Below are 15,446 nucleotides of genomic sequence, written 5' to 3'. Positions count from 1 at the left end.
GCCAGGAACTTCTTGAGTTTTCTCTATCTCGTCAGTGCTCTCTTTTGGCTCAAATGAAAGATCAACACAACCTAGGACACCGCACCCACACCTAAAACGCTGGTCGCGTCAGTGTTGCGGAGCAATGTAACCCAGGCGCTCACCCTAACCTGAAACAACTAATATCCTGGCATCCGAATCCGAAGGAGAGCCGGAAAACCGAGTAGGACACGGATCCCTATCACTTGCCCCTCGAAACCCTGAAGATGGCGAGAACCGGAGCTGTGCCATTGAGGAGCTTGCTAAGTGCTGCACAGCCTTGCTCAACACCTGAATTAGGGTCATCCCAATTGGGTCAAACTTCTTCAGGTTTTCACTTCCGAATCTCTCCTATCCAACAGGTTTTGCAACCACACCCGAATATCCCGCAGGCTCTCCGGGGAAACTTCATGGCCCATCTCGTACTCGCGATAGGTAAAGTTCAGTGGCAGCGGGGCAAAATAATCCCTGATCTGGCGGCCAAAAGCAATCGGCAAAACAGCATCGGCAGTGCCATGAACTGCCAAGATGGCCAGGTGTTTCATCCGCTCCGGCTCCACCGCCTCGGCCAGGATCTCTGGAGATAAATGCCCACTCATCGCCACCACCCCTGCCAGCTTCTCCGGCTGGGTCAGAGCCAAATACAGGCTCATGATCGCCCCCTGGCTGAACCCCAGCAAATACACCTGGCTGGGATCCAAGGCAATATCCGGGATCCCATTGGGCAGCGCCTGTTCCAGAAAGCGGCTCAGGAGCTTGAGGCTATTGCGCGCTTGCTGGGGATCCCCCACCAGCCCTTCTGGCGTCCAGGCCATTTCAAACCAGGCAAACCCGCCCACACTCCAAGGAATAGGGGCTCTCAAGCTAATCACCGCCAACCGGGGATCCAGATAGGGGGCCAACTGGAACAAATCCCCCTCGTGGCTGCCGATCCCGTGCAGCATCACCAACACAGGTGCGGATCCCAAGCCGACCTGTCGAGGCGGCTGAAAGCGGTAGGTGAGGGGCAAAGAAGAAGGCACGCAGCGGATCCTCAAAGGCGGAGACAAGGTATGGCCGGCCTACGCCCAATCCTGGGGCTGGCGAAGCACCTGATGGAGCTTGGCTTCCCACGTGTCCGGCTGGGGCTCGTAGCCATATTCCCAGCGCACCAATGGCGGCAAAGACATCAAGATCGACTCGGTGCGGCCCTGGGTCTGGAGTCCAAAGATCGTGCCGCGGTCATAGACCAAGTTGAACTCCACGTAGCGCCCGCGACGATAGAGCTGGAATTGCCGTTCTCTCTCCCCCCATTCCATCCCCTGCCGCCGCTCCACAATCGGCACATAGGCCGGCAAGAAGGCGTCGCCACAGGTTTGCACCAACTGGAAAAGATGTTCCCAACTGCGGGATCCCACCCGCACCTGTAACGATGGTGGCTCAGAAGCCAGTTGTTCGGGATCCCCTTCCGCCTGACCTTCGGGCCGATAGAGAAGCCCAGGGCGTTCATCCTGATAGTCGAAGAAAATGCCGCCAACACCGCGCGCCTCGCCGCGATGGGGTAGGAAAAAGTATCGATCGCACCAGATCTTGAAAACTGGGTAGTAGACGGGATCCAAGCGGTCACAGGCTGCCTTGGCGGTGCGGTGAAAATGGGCCGCATCCTCCTCAAACAGGTAATAGGGGGTGAGATCCATCCCGCCCCCAAACCACCAAACCGGCCCCGCCTCAAAATAGCGATAGTTCAGGTGTACCGTCGGCACATAGGGGTTGCGAGGATGCAACACCATAGAGGTGCCTGTGGCGTAGAAAGGATGCCCTGCCGCTTCTGGACGCTGCTTCAGAATCGAAGGGGGCAGATGGGACCCGAACACCTCGGAAAAATTGACCCCCCCCTGCTCAAACACATCTCCCTGCTGAATGACCCGCGAGCGCCCACCCCCTCCTCCAGGGCGTTCCCAACGGTCTTCCCGAAACTTGGCTTTTCCGTCCAGGGCCTCCAGACGGGCACAGATGTCATCTTGTAGGCGCTGCATGAGCCGACTCACCTGTTGGCGGGCATCCACCGGCAGCGCTGCGGGGCTTGAGGTCAGCACCATAGTCTTCTAATCTCTCGAAACTCGCCAAAAACATCCCCCGCCCAGATAAACCCTCCCAGGCTGGGAGAACCGAACCAAAGAGTTCTAACCTGGCCGGGCAAGAAACTTTCTGTAAAATCCAGGCCGTTTTAGGATCTCACGTGGGAACCACCTCGTAGGGACGGAGCCGCGCCCACTTGTTCCGTTCCTCGCGAAAGCTCTGGCAGCCCACCACATCCCATTCCATCTCGGTGCCACCGTTGCGGATATTGACATTGATCTGGGGGCCTTGCGGCTCAAAATCCGGCGTCAACGTGAGATGAGGCTGCTGATGCTGCGCTTCCACGGCGTGGTAGGTGGTACAGCGGTCTACGTAGTAGCAGTGAATACAAATACACATGGCTGCTGCCTGCAAGAGACGGTTCCCAATCTCGAGGGTAGCATCCTGCCCCTTTCCAGACAGGGGATCCCCTCTTTCTCAGCCGATTCTTGAGATATTTCTTAGCAAAGAGAGGCATCTTCTCGTCTCTCGTCTAAAATCTCGACATATTTCTCAGGCTGAGGCTTGATCTGCCCTTAGGATCAAACCATCCAGGCTATCCAGAGGAACTGCCATGAACACTCACACCCGCTACCGCTTCACCTGTACCCTCTCCTTTGGAGATATCTACGGCCAGATCATCATTTGGCTGATTGTCATCTTTGCCAGCTTGGCCGCTGCCCTCTCCCTGATGAATAGCCCCCTCTACGCTTTTCTCACCATTGCCCTGATTTTGGTGATTTCTCTGCCTTTCCTGCTCTTCGCCTTCGTGACCACCCTGCTCAACCACATCGAGTTTGCCGTTGTCCCCCCTGAGGAAGAGGAAAATCGCGCTGCTGCTGCGGCTAAGTCGCCCGTGGCCGTCAGCTAGAAGCAACCAGCAGCCGGTTAGCGCTTGTCGGATGGATCCCTATTCCTCAAAGACACCCGTGCTGACTTGAAAAAAACCGCGGCTCTCTTGGTCTAGCGCTTGGGTTGGCTCCTGCAAGGCAAGCAGGTGGATGACTTTTTATTTGCAATTGTTTTACGATTGTTAATGTTAGGACTGTAAGGCACAGCTTTTTCCAGCCTTGTCCAGGTCTGTGGCTGAGCTACAGGCACCCTGTTGTGGGCAAAAGGGAGCTACGGCTCGGCTGTGGCGAGGCAGGGGCTGGCTTCCTGCTCAGCAAGTTTTGGGAAAAGCGTTGAGTCGGCTTAGAAGAGGACTGGGTGTTTTGGGGCAGATGAAAAGTAGCTTGGTGCAGCTCGATTATCGAGTTTATAAGTTGGCGCGGCTGTTGAGCGAATATCTGGAGTTGGGGGAATGGGTTGCCCTGTCTGCTGGTTCGCTGGGTGAAGAGCCTTCCGGTAACGAACATCAGGCTTGGCTTGGCAGATTTTCAGCTTACCTGTCAGAGTCGGAGCAGGGTTCTTGCCCTGGCGTCGGTGAACGGGATCCCGTAGGCTAGGTAGGCCCTCCCCCACTGCACCCAACATGCGGATCCCTTCTTGGTGGCCGAAGCTCAGTTTTCAGGTTTGGCTAATCTTTGTCGGTCGGCTGCTTTCCCAAACCGGAACCGGCTTTACCCTGTTTTATGCCACCCTCTTTTTTGTCAATCAGGTAGGGCTGACCGCCACCCAAGTGGGCTTGGGGCTGGGCATTATGGCTTTTGCCGGGGTGTTTGGCCGCATCCTGGGCGGCTCGATGGCCGATGGAGCTTGGGGGCGCCGCTCCACTTTGATCCTCTCCCTGGCCATTTCCAGCTTGGGGTCGTTTGGGTTTGCGCTCTCCCATAACTTTTGGAGTTTTGCTCTGGCCAATGTGGCTGCAGGTTTGGGGCAGGGGTTGTACTGGCCGCCTGCAGAAGCGATTGTAGCGGATCTAACCACCCGCGAGCAGCGCAACGAAGCCTACGCCCTCAACCGTCTGGGGGACAACTTGGGCCTCAGCCTTGGGGTGGCTATGGCCAGCACGCTGGTGGCTCTGACGGGGGCCTATCGGCTCTTGTTTGTGATCGATGGTGTCACTTTTCTGATCTTTCTGGCGGTGCTTTGGTTTTTTATCCGGGAAACTCGGGCGACTTGTCCGGCAGCAGAGCCGGTGTTGGCAGGTTGGAAAACCGCTCTCAGGGATCGCTCCCTCTTGGTGTTTGGCCTGTCGAATATCCTGTTCACCACCTATGTCGCTCAGCTCAGCAGCAGCATGCCCCTCTACTTCCGCAATGGGGTAGGGATCCCAGAGGTGCAAATCGGCATTTTGTTTGCCTTACATGGGGCCTTGGTTGCTCTGCTGCAGATGCCGGTGGCCCGTTGGCTGAATCGCCGGACGCGCATTCAAGGGTTGCAGGGATCCGCCCTGATGTGGGGGGTAGGATTTCTCTTGGTTTGGCTTAGCGGTCTGGCGGCGGGATTGGGGTCGGTGGTGGCAGTCTTGGCGCTGGCGGTGCTCTCTTTGGCGTTGGTGAGCTACAACCCCTCTGCCTCTGCTTTGGTGGCGGATTTGGCACCGGATCACTTGCGGGGAGTGTATCTGTCGGTCAACTCTCTTTGTTGGTCGGCGGGGTTTGCCCTTGGCCCGATGATTGGGGGGATGGCCTTGGACTTGCCGCAACCGTGGGCAAGCGGGCTGTGGATCTTTTGGGTGATCACCGTCAGTTGGGTTTGGGGGATCCTCGGCTTTCTAAACCGCATTCTGCCCTGCAAGGTGAATAGAACCGCAGCGCCTCTGGTGATGGAGCCCGCTCCCCTCGGTGATGCGGAACGCTAGAGCCTAGAAAGGAGACAGATCTCGGGATCCCAATCTTGGCCAACAGTTTGCCAGGGTATGGATGATGACTTTTAGATGGAATAGATAGAACGCCAGGGATCCCTGGCTAGCGCTGAAATTGCAGGGCCTTTCCCCGCACCGAGGGATCCACACGGCCATTTTGAAAGGCGATCTGCCCGCCCACGAGGGTTAGCAGTGGCCAGCCTACCAGCTCCCACCCTTCAAAGGGGCTCCAGCGGCATTTGGTCAACAGTTCTTCTCGCCGCACCGGCTTGGGGGTATGGCGATCCACCAACACCAAGTCAGCATCGTAGCCCACTTGCAGTCGTCCTTTGTTAGGGATCCCGTAGAGGCGGGCCGGCGCCTCACACATCCACCGCACCACCTGCGCCAGCGTACAACGCCCCTGCTGGGCTGCCGTCAACATCAGAGGCAAAGCGGTTTCCACGCCGGGCATACCGGAAGGGGAGTGGGGATAGGGCTGAGCCTTTTCTTCCAAAGTATGAGGGGCATGGTCGGTGGCAATGCAATCCAGGATCCCGTCGTGCAGCCCCTGCCACAGTTGGGCCAGGTTAGCGGGATCCCGCAGGGGGGGGTTCATCTGGGCCAGGGATCCCAGACGAGCGTAATCGGCGGTGCTGAGCAGTAGGTGTTGGGGGGTCACCTCTGCCGTCACCCAAGCTGGCTTGTGCTGGCGCAGCAGCTCGACCTCTAGACCGGTGGAAAGGTGCAAAATGTGTAGGCGATGGCGGTAGCGGGTGGCCAAGTCCAAAGCCCGCCGTGAGGCGATCAGGGCCGATTCCTCGTCCTGAATTTGCGAGTGAACAGCTACGTCTGTGCGTCCGGCAAACAGGGCCTTACGAGCTGTGATGCGAGACAAATCTTCGGCATGGACGGCAATTAAAAAGTTGGGATCCGTTTCCCCGAAAATCCGTTCTAGCGCCGCCTGATCATCCACCAAGAGGGGGCCATGCATGGATCCCATGAAGATTTTGATGCCACAGGCTCCCTGCACCGTTTGCAGCTCTTTTAGGTTATCGGCAGTGGCCCCGATAAAAAAGCCGTAATTGACTACACACTTGCTGGCCGCACGGGCCAGCTTGTCATCCAGCGTCGCTTGGTCAATCGTCAGGGGGTCGGTGTTGGGCATCTCCAAAAAGCTGGTCACCCCGCCCCGGGCACAGGCCCAGGATCCCGTCTGCAGGTCTTCTTTGTGCTCGCGGCCAGGCTCGCGAAAGTGAACTTGGGGATCGATAACCCCCGGCATCAGGGTATGGCCCTCAGCGTCAATGATCCTTGCCACCCCTTCTGGCGAGAGGTTTGGGCCGATTTGGGCAATGCGCCCCTCCCGCACCAGCACATCTCCCCGCCAGGGATCCCCTTCCGGCACCAGCAGCTCAGCATTTCGGATCAGCAAATCGCCAGACAAAGCTCCGCCCTCCCTCAAAGGCGCTCTCAGAATAACACCAACCCCAGTCGGAGCGCGTTAAGAATTGGCTGAGCACCACTTCATCTGCAAAAGGGCTGTAATCTGGGATGGGGGCTAAGATCGGTAGGATGTCCGACAAGGGGCTGTAGCTCAGATGGATAGAGCAAGCGCCTCCTAAGCGCTAGGTCGGCGGTTCAAGTCCGCCCAGTCCCGTCTCCTCAAGCCGCCAAATCTCGCCCAGGCAAGTCAATGATAAAGGTTGCAGGAGTTGTGCAGGTCGTAGCCAGAGACCAGAACCTCTTGCTGGCGATCCCCGAGGCCAATGTCACAGCGCAGGGGATCCCCACCAGCAGTTGTGTAGGTGTAAGACTCAGTCATCCAACGCATGCCAGCTGGGCCAGGAGTGGGAGGAACAACTTCGGGGAGACGATAGTTGGGGGCTTGCCAGGGATCTTGCAGATAACGATCCCCGTGGATCCCTCCGAATTCAATATCGGCGTAGCCGGAGGGATAAACCGTAAAGTCCATGCGGAAGATTTCCGAAGCACGGCCAACGGTCGCCAAAGCTGTTTGGGCTTCAGCAACTCTGGAACGGCGAATGTGGTTAAGCAGGTTGGGAATGGCCACCGCGCAGAGAGTACCGACAATCACAATGACCACAAGCAACTCGATCAATGTCATGCCACGAGGAGCTGCAGTGGCCAGACGGAAAAGGATTCTCCTGAGATAGACTTCATGAAGGGAAAACCGATTCATGACAGCCTCAGCCCCACTTTGGGAGAAATCAGGCACCCGGCTAAACCCGAAGGATCTTGCCCTGGTATTCAAGCCTTTTCTTGGTCTCAGGTTACCCTTCGCAGACCCAAAACTTTCCTCATCAAATCATGTGAACTCCTGAATCCAAAACCCCACTGGATATCAACTGTAGGTAAATTTTTTGTAAACTGGCTTCAAGTTTTAAGGCCAGATAAATCTGAGTTCACTGTGAACTGTTTTCGCGGCTGTCTATGGGGTGACACTGCCAGTTGCTACTGCCCCAAACTTTTATGTGTTACCCATTTTTGGAACAGCAACAGATGAATTTTTGCCTGTGGCTATCTCAATCCTATGGACGGGAATGTCAGACTTATGGTCATTTCGATTCAAACTGGGGCACTGACCCACGCCTAAAACCTTTACTTTCAGAGCGGCGGGAGCTTTGGCAGGATGAGTACGTCGTTCTCAGCCCCCTGTTGGGATGGGGCAATACCCCGATTAGCCCAAGATGTCTATACAGCGGCGAATCAATACCTCACTCATGCGTTGGCGGTAGAGGGCGCTGGCCCGAAAATCCGCGATCCAGCCGTGGGCTTGCTCTGCCAAAAGTTGGGGAAGGTGTTCTGGATTGGGCCGGGATCCCATCTGGATCAGTTGTGGGGGCGAAAGGGCGGCATTGAGCCCGAAGCGATAGTTGCCTGAGTCGGGATCGCGCGATCCGGCAACGATCACCAGGGCGGGATCCGTTTGGGTGATGCCGAGCCGCTGAAAGGTGCTGGGGCTGCGCAGGCGTTGGGCCGGGATCCAGATGGATCGCAAGGCTTCCCCCGGCTGCAGCAGAGTTTGTTGGGGGCCGGTTTGAAAGTCCTGAGCGGGGATGTGGCGCAGGGATCCCTGCAGATCGATCAGCGTGTAGGTGGCCTCAAGGGCGATCAACACGGGCGCTACGACACCGACACTCAGGGCCAGACAGAGATTTCCCCCTATCGTTGCCAGGTGGGCCACTTTGAAAGAGGCCAAAGATGCCATTCCCTCGCACAGGGCGCGGATCCCCGGCCAATGGGGCGGCCAAGGGTATTGCAGCAGTTGCTGGAAGGTACAGGTTGCCCCCAGTTTTAGCCCTTCTGCGCTGATTTCCAGCTCATTCCAGCCCAGAGGATGCAAATCGACCAGTCCCCGCAGGTGGGGTTGCGGCTGGGAGAAGAGCCAAGTCCCCCCGGCCAGCCAGTTCCAGCCGGGATCCCAGGCGGTCAAGTCCTCAAGCTGTCGGGGACGAATGTAAGTGTGCAGATGGTGCAGATCCATCGGTTCTCTCAGGCGCTGAAGGGAATCAAGGGGTTGTAGCTTCGCCCCAAAAACCCTGGGCAGGGATCCAGACTGCAGGCTTCAGGGGGCTAGAGAGCTTCCTCAAAGCATTGGGCGAGGGCCTGGCACAGCTCAGGGACAACATCAGCAGGCCAAAAACCTTCTCCGCGCCGGCCTTGATGCAATTGCACATAGAGACCCCAGGCAGTGGCGCTGCCGCTGGCTATCAGGGTCAAAGCAGGGAAAGTCTGCTCCAGCGTAATGCTCTCCTCCGCCATCAGTTGGGATGCGATGGCCTCCATATCCTGCTGCAGGCGCTGCACCCCCTGCACAAACGCTTGCCACTCCTCCTGAGTGAGCTCCAGCGCCCAGGTTTCTCCCCCCACCAGGGCAACAAAAGGGGAACGGGTGGGATCCCAGCCCAGCCGCCAGCCGGATCCCTTGTGCAAAGAGGGGCGGCGTCCCGCCGTGGCGATTGGGAACCCGTCGTCGGGAACAGACATGCGAGGAAAAGCATCCATGGTGCTCCGCACCGCTAACGCGACCACTGCAGGTGGGCCAGAAAAGATGCGGGTAAAATCGACAGGGTGTGTTTTAGGATAAAGCGGCCATGGCCAGTTGTCAGCCTCCCACTGCCAAACCTCGCCGGTTTTCAAGGACTTCGTCCTGCAAGCAGAGCACCCTCATTTCCGGCTTGGGCCTGTTGCTGACGGCCTTGGCGCTCCATGCCGCCGACGCGACCGGCGTTGGCGAAGAGACCTTTGCCACGGCGGCCACCCCCGAAAACCCAATCCTGCACATAGGCATTGTGCAACGCTTTGGCCGTTCTGAGACGGATCAGGTGGAGCTGGCAGCGCCGACGGGATCCCTTCTCACCCTGGAATTTGCCCAAGCAGACGGCAGCACCCAAACGCAGCGAACGCCTCGGGTCAGCATTGGCATTGTCAATCGCGCCCTGACCTCCCCGGAAACCGTATATCGTCTAATTCTCAGCAGCCACAAAAGCTTTGAGAGTGCCGAGGCCAATGCCAACCATTGGCAGTCTCTGGGCATCAGCACCGAGATCGCCCAGCCGCAAGAATGGCAGGTGTGGGCCAGCCGCGCCTACACCCCGCAACAACTGGCCCAGATTCAGCAGTATGCCCAGAAAGAAGGGATCCCCCATGTGCGGCTCGAGGTGCAGGAGCGGCGAGAACGGGCGGAGCTGAGCTGGATCCATGAACACTTTCGCTACCACCGCACCCGCCTCAGGGTGACCTCTGATGCCGGCTATCTACGGGTGAACGACCACTACTATGCCGGATCCATCACCTTTCAGCCCAATGCCTACGGCAGCTACACTGTGGTCAATGCCGTGCCTCTGGAAACCTATTTGCGGGGGGTAGTTCCCCACGAGGTGGGGCCAGGGGCCCCTTTTGCCGCGATGGCCGCCCAGGCGATTTTGGCGCGCACCTACGCCCTCAAGAACCTCCACCGCTTTCAGGTTGACGATTATCAGCTCTGCGCCAATACCCATTGCCAGGTTTACAAGGGGTTGACCGGAACTCACCCACGGGCAGACGAAGCCATTCGCCAAACCAGTGGCCTGGTGCTCACCTACAATGGCGAGCTGGTGGATGCTGTCTATTCCTCTACCAATGGCGGCATCTCGGCGGCCTTTGAAGATGTTTGGGACGGGGATCCGCGCCCCTACCTGCGCCGGCAAGCGGATATTGCCCATCAACCGGGTAAGCCCTTGGATTTGCGGCAGGAGAGCAGCTTCCAGGCGTTTTTGGCCCAACGAGAGGGCTTCAACGAAGCAGGGGTATCCCGCCTATTCCGCTGGGAGTTCTCCCTATCTCTGGAGGAGCTGAACACCCAGTTGCGCGCCGGCCAAGACTACCTGGGGATCCCCATGCCCACTTGGAGCAGCATCGCGGGAATGCAGATCCTGGAGCGCTCCACCAGTGGCCGGGTGCAGGCGATGCAATTGGACTTGCAGACGGCAGAAGGGATCCACTCCATTCTTTTGCGCAAAGATCAGGTGCGCTTGGCTTTTCCCCGCCTGTACAGCACCCTGTTTCGGATAGAGCCTCTCAAACAAGGGGAGCGATTGGCGGGCTATCGCTTTATCGGCGGCGGCTTCGGCCATGGGGTGGGCTTGAGCCAGTACGGCTCCTATACCCTGGCTCGGCAGGGGTTTAACGCGGCGCAAATCCTGGCTTTTTACTACCCCGGCACCACCTTGGCCCCGCTGGGATCCCTCTCCCTGCAGTTGCCTGCCGTCTCAGCAGCCTACTCCGTCCGCTAGAGATTCAGCTAGAAGCCACAGGAGCCCTGCCCTCTGCCCACAGGGCGAGGGTCGGGAGGAATGCAAGGTTGTGTTGATCTTTATGTTTGAGCCAAAAGAGAGCACTGACGAGATAGAGAAAACTCAAGAAGTTTCTTGCCAATTTGTCAAAACGAGAAAATAGATGTCGGTACTGCTTTAAGATCAACACGACCTAGCTTAGGGCAGCGCCGAAGAACTCCACCGCTTCTGCCAACACGTCCAAAAAGCGATCCACCTCCGCCAAGGTGTTGTACAGGTAAACACTGGCTCGGGCAGTGGACTGTACTCCCAAATAGCAATGGAGAGGCTGAGTGCAGTGGTGCCCTGCTCGAACGGCAATGCCCTGCTCATCCAGCAAAGTAGACAGGTCGTGAGGATGGACGGCCTCCACCGAAAAGCTGACCAGCCCTGCCCGTCGCGCCGGATCCTTGGGGCCATAAACCCTAATACCCGCTATGCGCTGGATCCCGTCCAACAGGTGGGCAATCAACCTTTGTTCGTGGGCATGAACCCGCTCCAGACCGATCTGGCTCAAGTAATCTACGGCTGCCCCTAACCCCACCGCCTGGGCAATCGCCGGCGTACCGGCTTCAAATTTGTGGGGGATATCCGCATAGGTGGCGTGATCCCAGTACACATCGGCGATCATCTCTCCCCCGCCCAAAAAGGGAGGCATCGCTCGCAGCAGCTCCCGCCTGCCGTAGAGGACGCCGATCCCCGTCGGGCCACACATCTTGTGCCCCGAAAAGGCCAGCCAATCGCAATTCAGCGCCTGGACATCCACAGGCATGTGGGGCACGCTCTGGCAGGCATCCAGCAAAACCTTGGCTCCGTAACGATGGGCCAGTTCAGTAATCTCCTGAACGGGGTTGATGGATCCCAGCATGTTGGAGACCTGGGTTACCGCCACCAAGCGGGTGCGGTCGCTGAGCAAAGATTGGTAGTGCTCCAGATCCAACTCTCCCTCTGGCGTGATCTGGATGAACTTGAGGTAGGCTCCCGTCTTCTGGGCCACCCATTGCCACGGGATTAGGTTGCTGTGGTGCTCCATCACCGAGAGGACGATCTCATCCCCCCGCTCCAGATGGCTCAAGCCCCAACTGTAGGCCACCAGATTGATGGCTTCGCTGGCATTGCGGGTGTAAATGATCTCCTGAGGAGAAGGCGCGTTCACAAAACGAGCGATCTTTTCCCGCGCCCCCTCATAGGCATCTGTGGCTTCGTTGCTCAGCGTATGCACCCCGCGATGCACGTTGGCATTGCAGTGTCGATAGTAATGATCCATCGCCTGCAGGACTGCCAGTGGCTTTTGAGAAGTGGCAGCGTTGTCAAAGTAGATCAGCGGGTGGCCGTTGATCTGGCGCTGCAAAATCGGAAAATCTGACCGCACCTGGGCAGCCAGGTCGAAAGAATGATCAAGCTTGAAAGAAGAAAGGGGGGATACCGCCATAGTCTGCGCAAAAGGCCTGCTTCCCTCAGTATGACATTGCTTCGGGCCAGCCCTCGGCCAACCCCTCTGCCCAAACCGTTGCAACGGCCAGGGATCCCTTCCGCCCTGACCTGAAAGCGAAACTTGTCACAAAATGTAACCTGATGTTAAGATTAGTTACAGCAATCGATATGAGGTATTGACAATGCAATCTTCTCCCAGGATCCCTTCTCGCTTGGACTCCGCTTCTGTTGCCCAGTACTACGACACCACCAACGACTGGATTCCGGGCTGGACGGAGCAAGCAGAGCGTTGGAATGGACGCTTGGCCATGTTGGGCTTGGTGATCAGCATCGCTACGGAAGCGGCGTTGGGCCACAGTGTTTTTGCCAGCACTCTCGCCCAGTGGCTAGGTCTGCAATAACCTGCAATAATCTGTCAAAGAACTTTTCGGTAGAGCCACATCGGGCATCTCAGAGAGTTTCTCTTCGGCTTTGAGATGTTATGGCTCTACCCTTTCATCCAGCTCTTTCACCCTCCTTCAATCCCTATCTTGACAATCCAATGATGCTTGACAATCCCTTCCTCCCCTACATTGCCGTAATGGTGGCCGGGTTGGTGGCTGCTGTTGTGATTGGTTCGATGGCTTTCTTCAACTCCAAGCGCCCTGCCGGTTGGGAGAGTGCCAGTCGCCCGCGGTATGTGCCGCAGTACGGTCAAGATGGCGATACCCCGCCGGAGTGGGAGATTGGCTGGACGGAGAAGGCCGAGCGATGAAACGGACGGCTGGCCATGTTGGGGTTTGCCATAAGTGTTGTGGTAGAGGCCATTGTGGGCCACAGTGTGTTTGCCTCTGCACTGGGGATCCGCTGATCCCAGTTGAAAGCTGTCTGATGGCTGGAAGAATTGGAAAATGGCAGCCGGAGAGCTCCGCCTCTCTTCTTCTGGCTTTGACTAAGCCTTTGCCAGTACCCCAAGCTGGAGCTGGCTGCAGATGCAAGTCACTGCTGGCCTTCAGCCTTTACCACTGGATAATCTTTTTCTGAACAGCTGTCATGCACATGGCAACGCGGGCGTTGATCTCATCCTCAGAGCCGAAAATATCTAGCTTTTCTTTGAGCCTTTGGATACAGTTTTGTACGGTCTTCTTGCTGGTGTGAATGCGATCGGCAATGGCTTGGTCGGTGAGGGCTTCTTTGCAGAGCAAATTCAAGACCTCAATTTCTCGTTCCGTCAGCTTCGTAAGACCGCGCAACTCCCGCGGCATGCGCAATTCTCCATTGAGGGCACTTTTGGCCCCCTCCAAAAACACGGTGCGCCGTTCCATTTTGTTGACCGCGGCAAACCCACCCTGGTGTTTGCTGATCAGGCCCACCAATGGAGTTAGCAGCAGCGGCTCGCTGGAATAGGCCATCACATTTAGGGTGGGGTAGTTCTCAAAGATATGACGCAGGAACTCTAGGCCAGGCTCGGCAGACTGCTCCCCGCTGGTTTGACCGTAGAGCAGATCGGCTACAACCAAGTCCGGTTGTTCCCGCTGCAAGCGCAGGATGGCGTCCATAGGGTTGGTGACCGTAATGCACTGAGCATCGGCTGCAATCCGTTGCAGCCACTCACAGTTGTTTTGAGCCACCTCTGGATGATCTTCGACGATCAAAAACTTGAGCGGGGCAGTGGGGCTTTCAACCTCGGGCATCAATCCACTCCTCTAAATCCTTATCTTGTAGTCCATTCTCTGCCGAGCGAGCTTGGCCGAGATGCGTTCGTCGGCAAGGGATCCGTCTGCAAGCATAGCTCCCAGCCGACTACCCCAGTGTAGCCTCAGGTAGGGGCTTAGAGGTGAGCCTGGGGGGGTGGGAAAGGACAGGTTAGGCTAGAGGGTGACGTCAACCGGATCTGAACTGTGGTACCCCTGCAAGATCGCAACCCAACCACCCGCACAGCCTATGTCACTTATGCCCTGGTGATCGTTAACATCTTAATTTTTCTGTACCAGCTAACCCTGTCGCCACAAGAGCTGGCAGCTTTTTTCCGAGAGTGGGCAGTGGTACCGATAGAGTTGACGGCCAGTTTTCGAGGGGAGCTCACCTCTTCGTCGCGTCCGGAATGGATAACCCTATTCACCTCACAATTTCTGCATGGGGGCTTTCTCCACATTGGCGGGAACATGCTTTTTTTGTGGGTTTTCGGCAACAACGTTGAGGATCGCTTGGGCCATGTGCGCTACCTCATCTTTTACCTGGCTTGCGGAGCTTTGGCTGCGCTAACGCAGTGGTTTTTCGATATGGGATCCCCCATTCCTTCACTGGGGGCAAGTGGTGCCATTGCCGGCGTATTGGGAGCGTATATTTTGCGCTTTCCACGGGCCGAGATCCTAACCTTGGTGCCCTTGGGTATTTTTATCACAACCCTCTACATTCCAGCTTGGGTGTTCCTGGGCTTTTGGTTCATCCAGCAAGCCTTCTACGGCATTGCCAGCCTACAGACGCCTACCAACATCGGTATGCAGGGTGGGGGGATTGCCTATTGGGCCCATGCGGGCGGTTTTGTGTTTGGGGCCATTTTGGGGCCGCTGATGGGGTTGTTTTCCGGCAAAAGCCCTTATGACCGCCAAATGACTTGGCAACAACGTGACAGGGATCTGTTTTGATTTGATCAGCTTTGATACTTTCTCAGTCTATTGTTAATCGGATAGCAGCGTGATGGGAGAAAGCCATGGTCAGTCTATCTGCCAAGCCTCTAACTCTGGAAGACTTTCTACAACAGCCGGAAACTCAGCCCGCCAGCGAGTTCATCAAAGGAGAAATTATCCAGAAGCCCATGCCACAGGGAAAACATAGCCGTCTCCAACTAAAACTGGGTAGCTTCATTAACGAGATGTTGGAGCCTTCTCAACTGGGAATGGCATTTCCAGAGCTGCGCTGCACCTTCGCCGGATACGCGATTGTGCCCGATATTTCTGTGATCCCCTGGGATCGGATCCCTGTAGATGAAGATGGCACCATTCAAAATCTCATCCCCTTTTGCCCTGATTGGATGATCGAGATTCTCTCTCCCGATCAAAATCCAATGAAGCTGGTCAAAAAAATCTTGATCGGCCTGGATCACGGCTGCCAAATGGGGTGGATCGTGGCTCCCGAAGAAAGGGTTGTTTTCGCCTACCCTGCCGGGCAGCAGCCGACAGTACATGAGGATCCCCAAGAGGTGATCCCCGCTCCCGCCTTCGCCTCAGGGATCCAACTGACAATCGCAACTTTGTTCGGCTGGATGCAAGTTCAAGCTGGCGAGAGCCACAAGTCCAATGCGGGATAGAAAAAGAGTGGATCTCCTTCCATCCCTCAATTCTCAATTCAAA

The 15,446-nt window shown here is 56.9% G+C and carries 16 protein-coding genes, 1 tRNA gene and 1 pseudogene; 8 read left to right on the top strand and 10 right to left on the bottom strand.

The features are described from left to right. Positions 1-344 precede the first annotated feature (344 nt). The 3 genes from NW816_RS08300 to NW816_RS08290 all read right to left on the bottom strand — a co-directional run bounded on the left by NW816_RS08300 (position 345) and on the right by NW816_RS08290 (position 2,475). Positions 345-1,040: an alpha/beta hydrolase gene (locus NW816_RS08300; RefSeq protein ID WP_414408852.1), complete on the bottom strand. Its 696-nt coding sequence runs from the start codon at positions 1,038-1,040 to the stop codon at positions 345-347. Between the two features lie 39 nt (positions 1,041-1,079). After that, positions 1,080-2,096: an oxygen-dependent coproporphyrinogen oxidase gene (gene hemF / locus NW816_RS08295; protein ID WP_414408851.1), complete on the bottom strand. Its 1,017-nt coding sequence runs from the start codon at positions 2,094-2,096 to the stop codon at positions 1,080-1,082. 136 nt (positions 2,097-2,232) lie between these two features. Further along, entirely contained in the window at positions 2,233-2,475 is a 243-nt protein-coding gene (locus NW816_RS08290; RefSeq protein WP_414358294.1) for a Ycf34 family protein, read from the bottom strand. Positions 2,476-2,689: 214 nt separating this feature from the next. On the opposite strand from NW816_RS08290, the gene NW816_RS08285 reads away from it, so the two are divergent. Further along, on the top strand, positions 2,690-2,986 hold the full coding sequence (locus NW816_RS08285) for a hypothetical protein (RefSeq protein WP_414348680.1): 297 nt from the start codon (positions 2,690-2,692) through the stop codon (positions 2,984-2,986). A 603-nt stretch (positions 2,987-3,589) separates the two neighbouring features. After that, complete coding sequence (locus NW816_RS08280; protein WP_414358292.1) at positions 3,590-4,861, top strand: MDR family MFS transporter; 1,272 nt, start codon at positions 3,590-3,592, stop codon at positions 4,859-4,861. Positions 4,862-4,967: 106 nt separating this feature from the next. Here the strand turns inward: NW816_RS08280 and NW816_RS08275 are convergent, their stop codons facing one another. Next, entirely contained in the window at positions 4,968-6,290 is a 1,323-nt protein-coding gene (locus NW816_RS08275; RefSeq protein ID WP_414374683.1) for a dihydroorotase, read from the bottom strand. A gap of 139 nt (positions 6,291-6,429) precedes the next feature. On the opposite strand from NW816_RS08275, the gene NW816_RS08270 reads away from it, so the two are divergent. Beyond that, positions 6,430-6,503: transfer RNA gene (locus tag NW816_RS08270), tRNA-Arg, on the top strand. Between the two features lie 33 nt (positions 6,504-6,536). On the opposite strand, the gene NW816_RS08265 is transcribed toward NW816_RS08270, so the two are convergent. The 3 genes from NW816_RS08265 to NW816_RS08255 all read right to left on the bottom strand — a co-directional run bounded on the left by NW816_RS08265 (position 6,537) and on the right by NW816_RS08255 (position 8,872). Next, positions 6,537-6,971: a type IV pilin protein gene (locus NW816_RS08265; protein WP_414408850.1), complete on the bottom strand. Its 435-nt coding sequence runs from the start codon at positions 6,969-6,971 to the stop codon at positions 6,537-6,539. A 573-nt stretch (positions 6,972-7,544) separates the two neighbouring features. Beyond that, complete coding sequence (locus NW816_RS08260) at positions 7,545-8,351, bottom strand: FAD binding domain-containing protein (RefSeq protein ID WP_414408849.1); 807 nt, start codon at positions 8,349-8,351, stop codon at positions 7,545-7,547. A gap of 89 nt (positions 8,352-8,440) precedes the next feature. After that, positions 8,441-8,872 (bottom strand): DUF1818 family protein, encoded by a 432-nt coding sequence (locus NW816_RS08255; protein ID WP_414358272.1) that lies wholly within the window; start codon positions 8,870-8,872, stop codon positions 8,441-8,443. 89 nt (positions 8,873-8,961) lie between these two features. Here NW816_RS08255 and NW816_RS08250 point away from each other — a divergent pair, with 89 nt between their 5' ends. Next, positions 8,962-10,641, top strand: a complete 1,680-nt coding sequence (locus NW816_RS08250; RefSeq protein ID WP_414408848.1) for a SpoIID/LytB domain-containing protein — start codon at positions 8,962-8,964, stop codon at positions 10,639-10,641. 85 nt (positions 10,642-10,726) lie between these two features. Here NW816_RS08250 and NW816_RS08245 read toward each other — a convergent pair. Next, positions 10,727-10,822, bottom strand: a pseudogene (locus NW816_RS08245) (IS5/IS1182 family transposase); the annotation flags it as partial. 12 nt (positions 10,823-10,834) lie between these two features. Beyond that, a complete protein-coding gene (locus NW816_RS08240) occupies positions 10,835-12,112 on the bottom strand; it encodes a cysteine desulfurase (protein WP_414408847.1) in 1,278 nt (425 codons plus the stop codon). A 184-nt stretch (positions 12,113-12,296) separates the two neighbouring features. Here NW816_RS08240 and NW816_RS08235 point away from each other — a divergent pair, with 184 nt between their 5' ends. Continuing rightward, positions 12,297-12,515 (top strand): hypothetical protein, encoded by a 219-nt coding sequence (locus NW816_RS08235; RefSeq protein ID WP_414374672.1) that lies wholly within the window; start codon positions 12,297-12,299, stop codon positions 12,513-12,515. A 140-nt stretch (positions 12,516-12,655) separates the two neighbouring features. After that, entirely contained in the window at positions 12,656-12,868 is a 213-nt protein-coding gene (gene psb35, locus NW816_RS08230) for a photosystem II assembly protein Psb35 (RefSeq protein WP_414408846.1), read from the top strand. 244 nt (positions 12,869-13,112) lie between these two features. Here the strand turns inward: psb35 and NW816_RS08225 are convergent, their stop codons facing one another. After that, positions 13,113-13,787 (bottom strand): response regulator transcription factor, encoded by a 675-nt coding sequence (locus NW816_RS08225; protein WP_414408845.1) that lies wholly within the window; start codon positions 13,785-13,787, stop codon positions 13,113-13,115. A 207-nt stretch (positions 13,788-13,994) separates the two neighbouring features. On the opposite strand from NW816_RS08225, the gene NW816_RS08220 reads away from it, so the two are divergent. Both NW816_RS08220 and NW816_RS08215 read left to right on the top strand, forming a co-directional pair. Next, positions 13,995-14,741, top strand: coding sequence for a rhomboid family intramembrane serine protease (locus NW816_RS08220; RefSeq protein WP_414408844.1), 747 nt, complete (start codon positions 13,995-13,997; stop codon positions 14,739-14,741). A gap of 65 nt (positions 14,742-14,806) precedes the next feature. After that, entirely contained in the window at positions 14,807-15,403 is a 597-nt protein-coding gene (locus NW816_RS08215; RefSeq protein WP_414357524.1) for a Uma2 family endonuclease, read from the top strand. Positions 15,404-15,446: the final 43 nt, after the last annotated feature.

It is taken from the genome of Synechococcus sp. W55.1, assembly GCF_047461655.1.
Lineage (GTDB): Bacteria > Cyanobacteriota > Cyanobacteriia > Thermostichales > Thermostichaceae > Thermostichus.
This window is presented reverse-complemented; position numbering and strand designations above follow the sequence as displayed.

Coding starts and splice junctions, on each gene's coding strand:
- NW816_RS08265 (WP_414408850.1), bottom strand. CDS start 6,971: ATGACATTGATCGAGTTGCTTGTGGTCATTGTGATTGTCGGTACTCTC.
- hemF (WP_414408851.1), bottom strand. CDS start 2,096: ATGGTGCTGACCTCAAGCCCCGCAGCGCTGCCGGTGGATGCCCGCCAA.
- NW816_RS08285 (WP_414348680.1), top strand. CDS start 2,690: ATGAACACTCACACCCGCTACCGCTTCACCTGTACCCTCTCCTTTGGA.
- NW816_RS08215 (WP_414357524.1), top strand. CDS start 14,807: ATGGTCAGTCTATCTGCCAAGCCTCTAACTCTGGAAGACTTTCTACAA.
- NW816_RS08260 (WP_414408849.1), bottom strand. CDS start 8,351: ATGGATCTGCACCATCTGCACACTTACATTCGTCCCCGACAGCTTGAG.
- NW816_RS08250 (WP_414408848.1), top strand. CDS start 8,962: ATGGCCAGTTGTCAGCCTCCCACTGCCAAACCTCGCCGGTTTTCAAGG.
- psb35 (WP_414408846.1), top strand. CDS start 12,656: ATGATGCTTGACAATCCCTTCCTCCCCTACATTGCCGTAATGGTGGCC.
- NW816_RS08235 (WP_414374672.1), top strand. CDS start 12,297: ATGCAATCTTCTCCCAGGATCCCTTCTCGCTTGGACTCCGCTTCTGTT.
- NW816_RS08225 (WP_414408845.1), bottom strand. CDS start 13,787: ATGCCCGAGGTTGAAAGCCCCACTGCCCCGCTCAAGTTTTTGATCGTC.
- NW816_RS08280 (WP_414358292.1), top strand. CDS start 3,590: ATGCGGATCCCTTCTTGGTGGCCGAAGCTCAGTTTTCAGGTTTGGCTA.
- NW816_RS08290 (WP_414358294.1), bottom strand. CDS start 2,475: ATGTGTATTTGTATTCACTGCTACTACGTAGACCGCTGTACCACCTAC.
- NW816_RS08255 (WP_414358272.1), bottom strand. CDS start 8,872: ATGGATGCTTTTCCTCGCATGTCTGTTCCCGACGACGGGTTCCCAATC.
- NW816_RS08240 (WP_414408847.1), bottom strand. CDS start 12,112: ATGGCGGTATCCCCCCTTTCTTCTTTCAAGCTTGATCATTCTTTCGAC.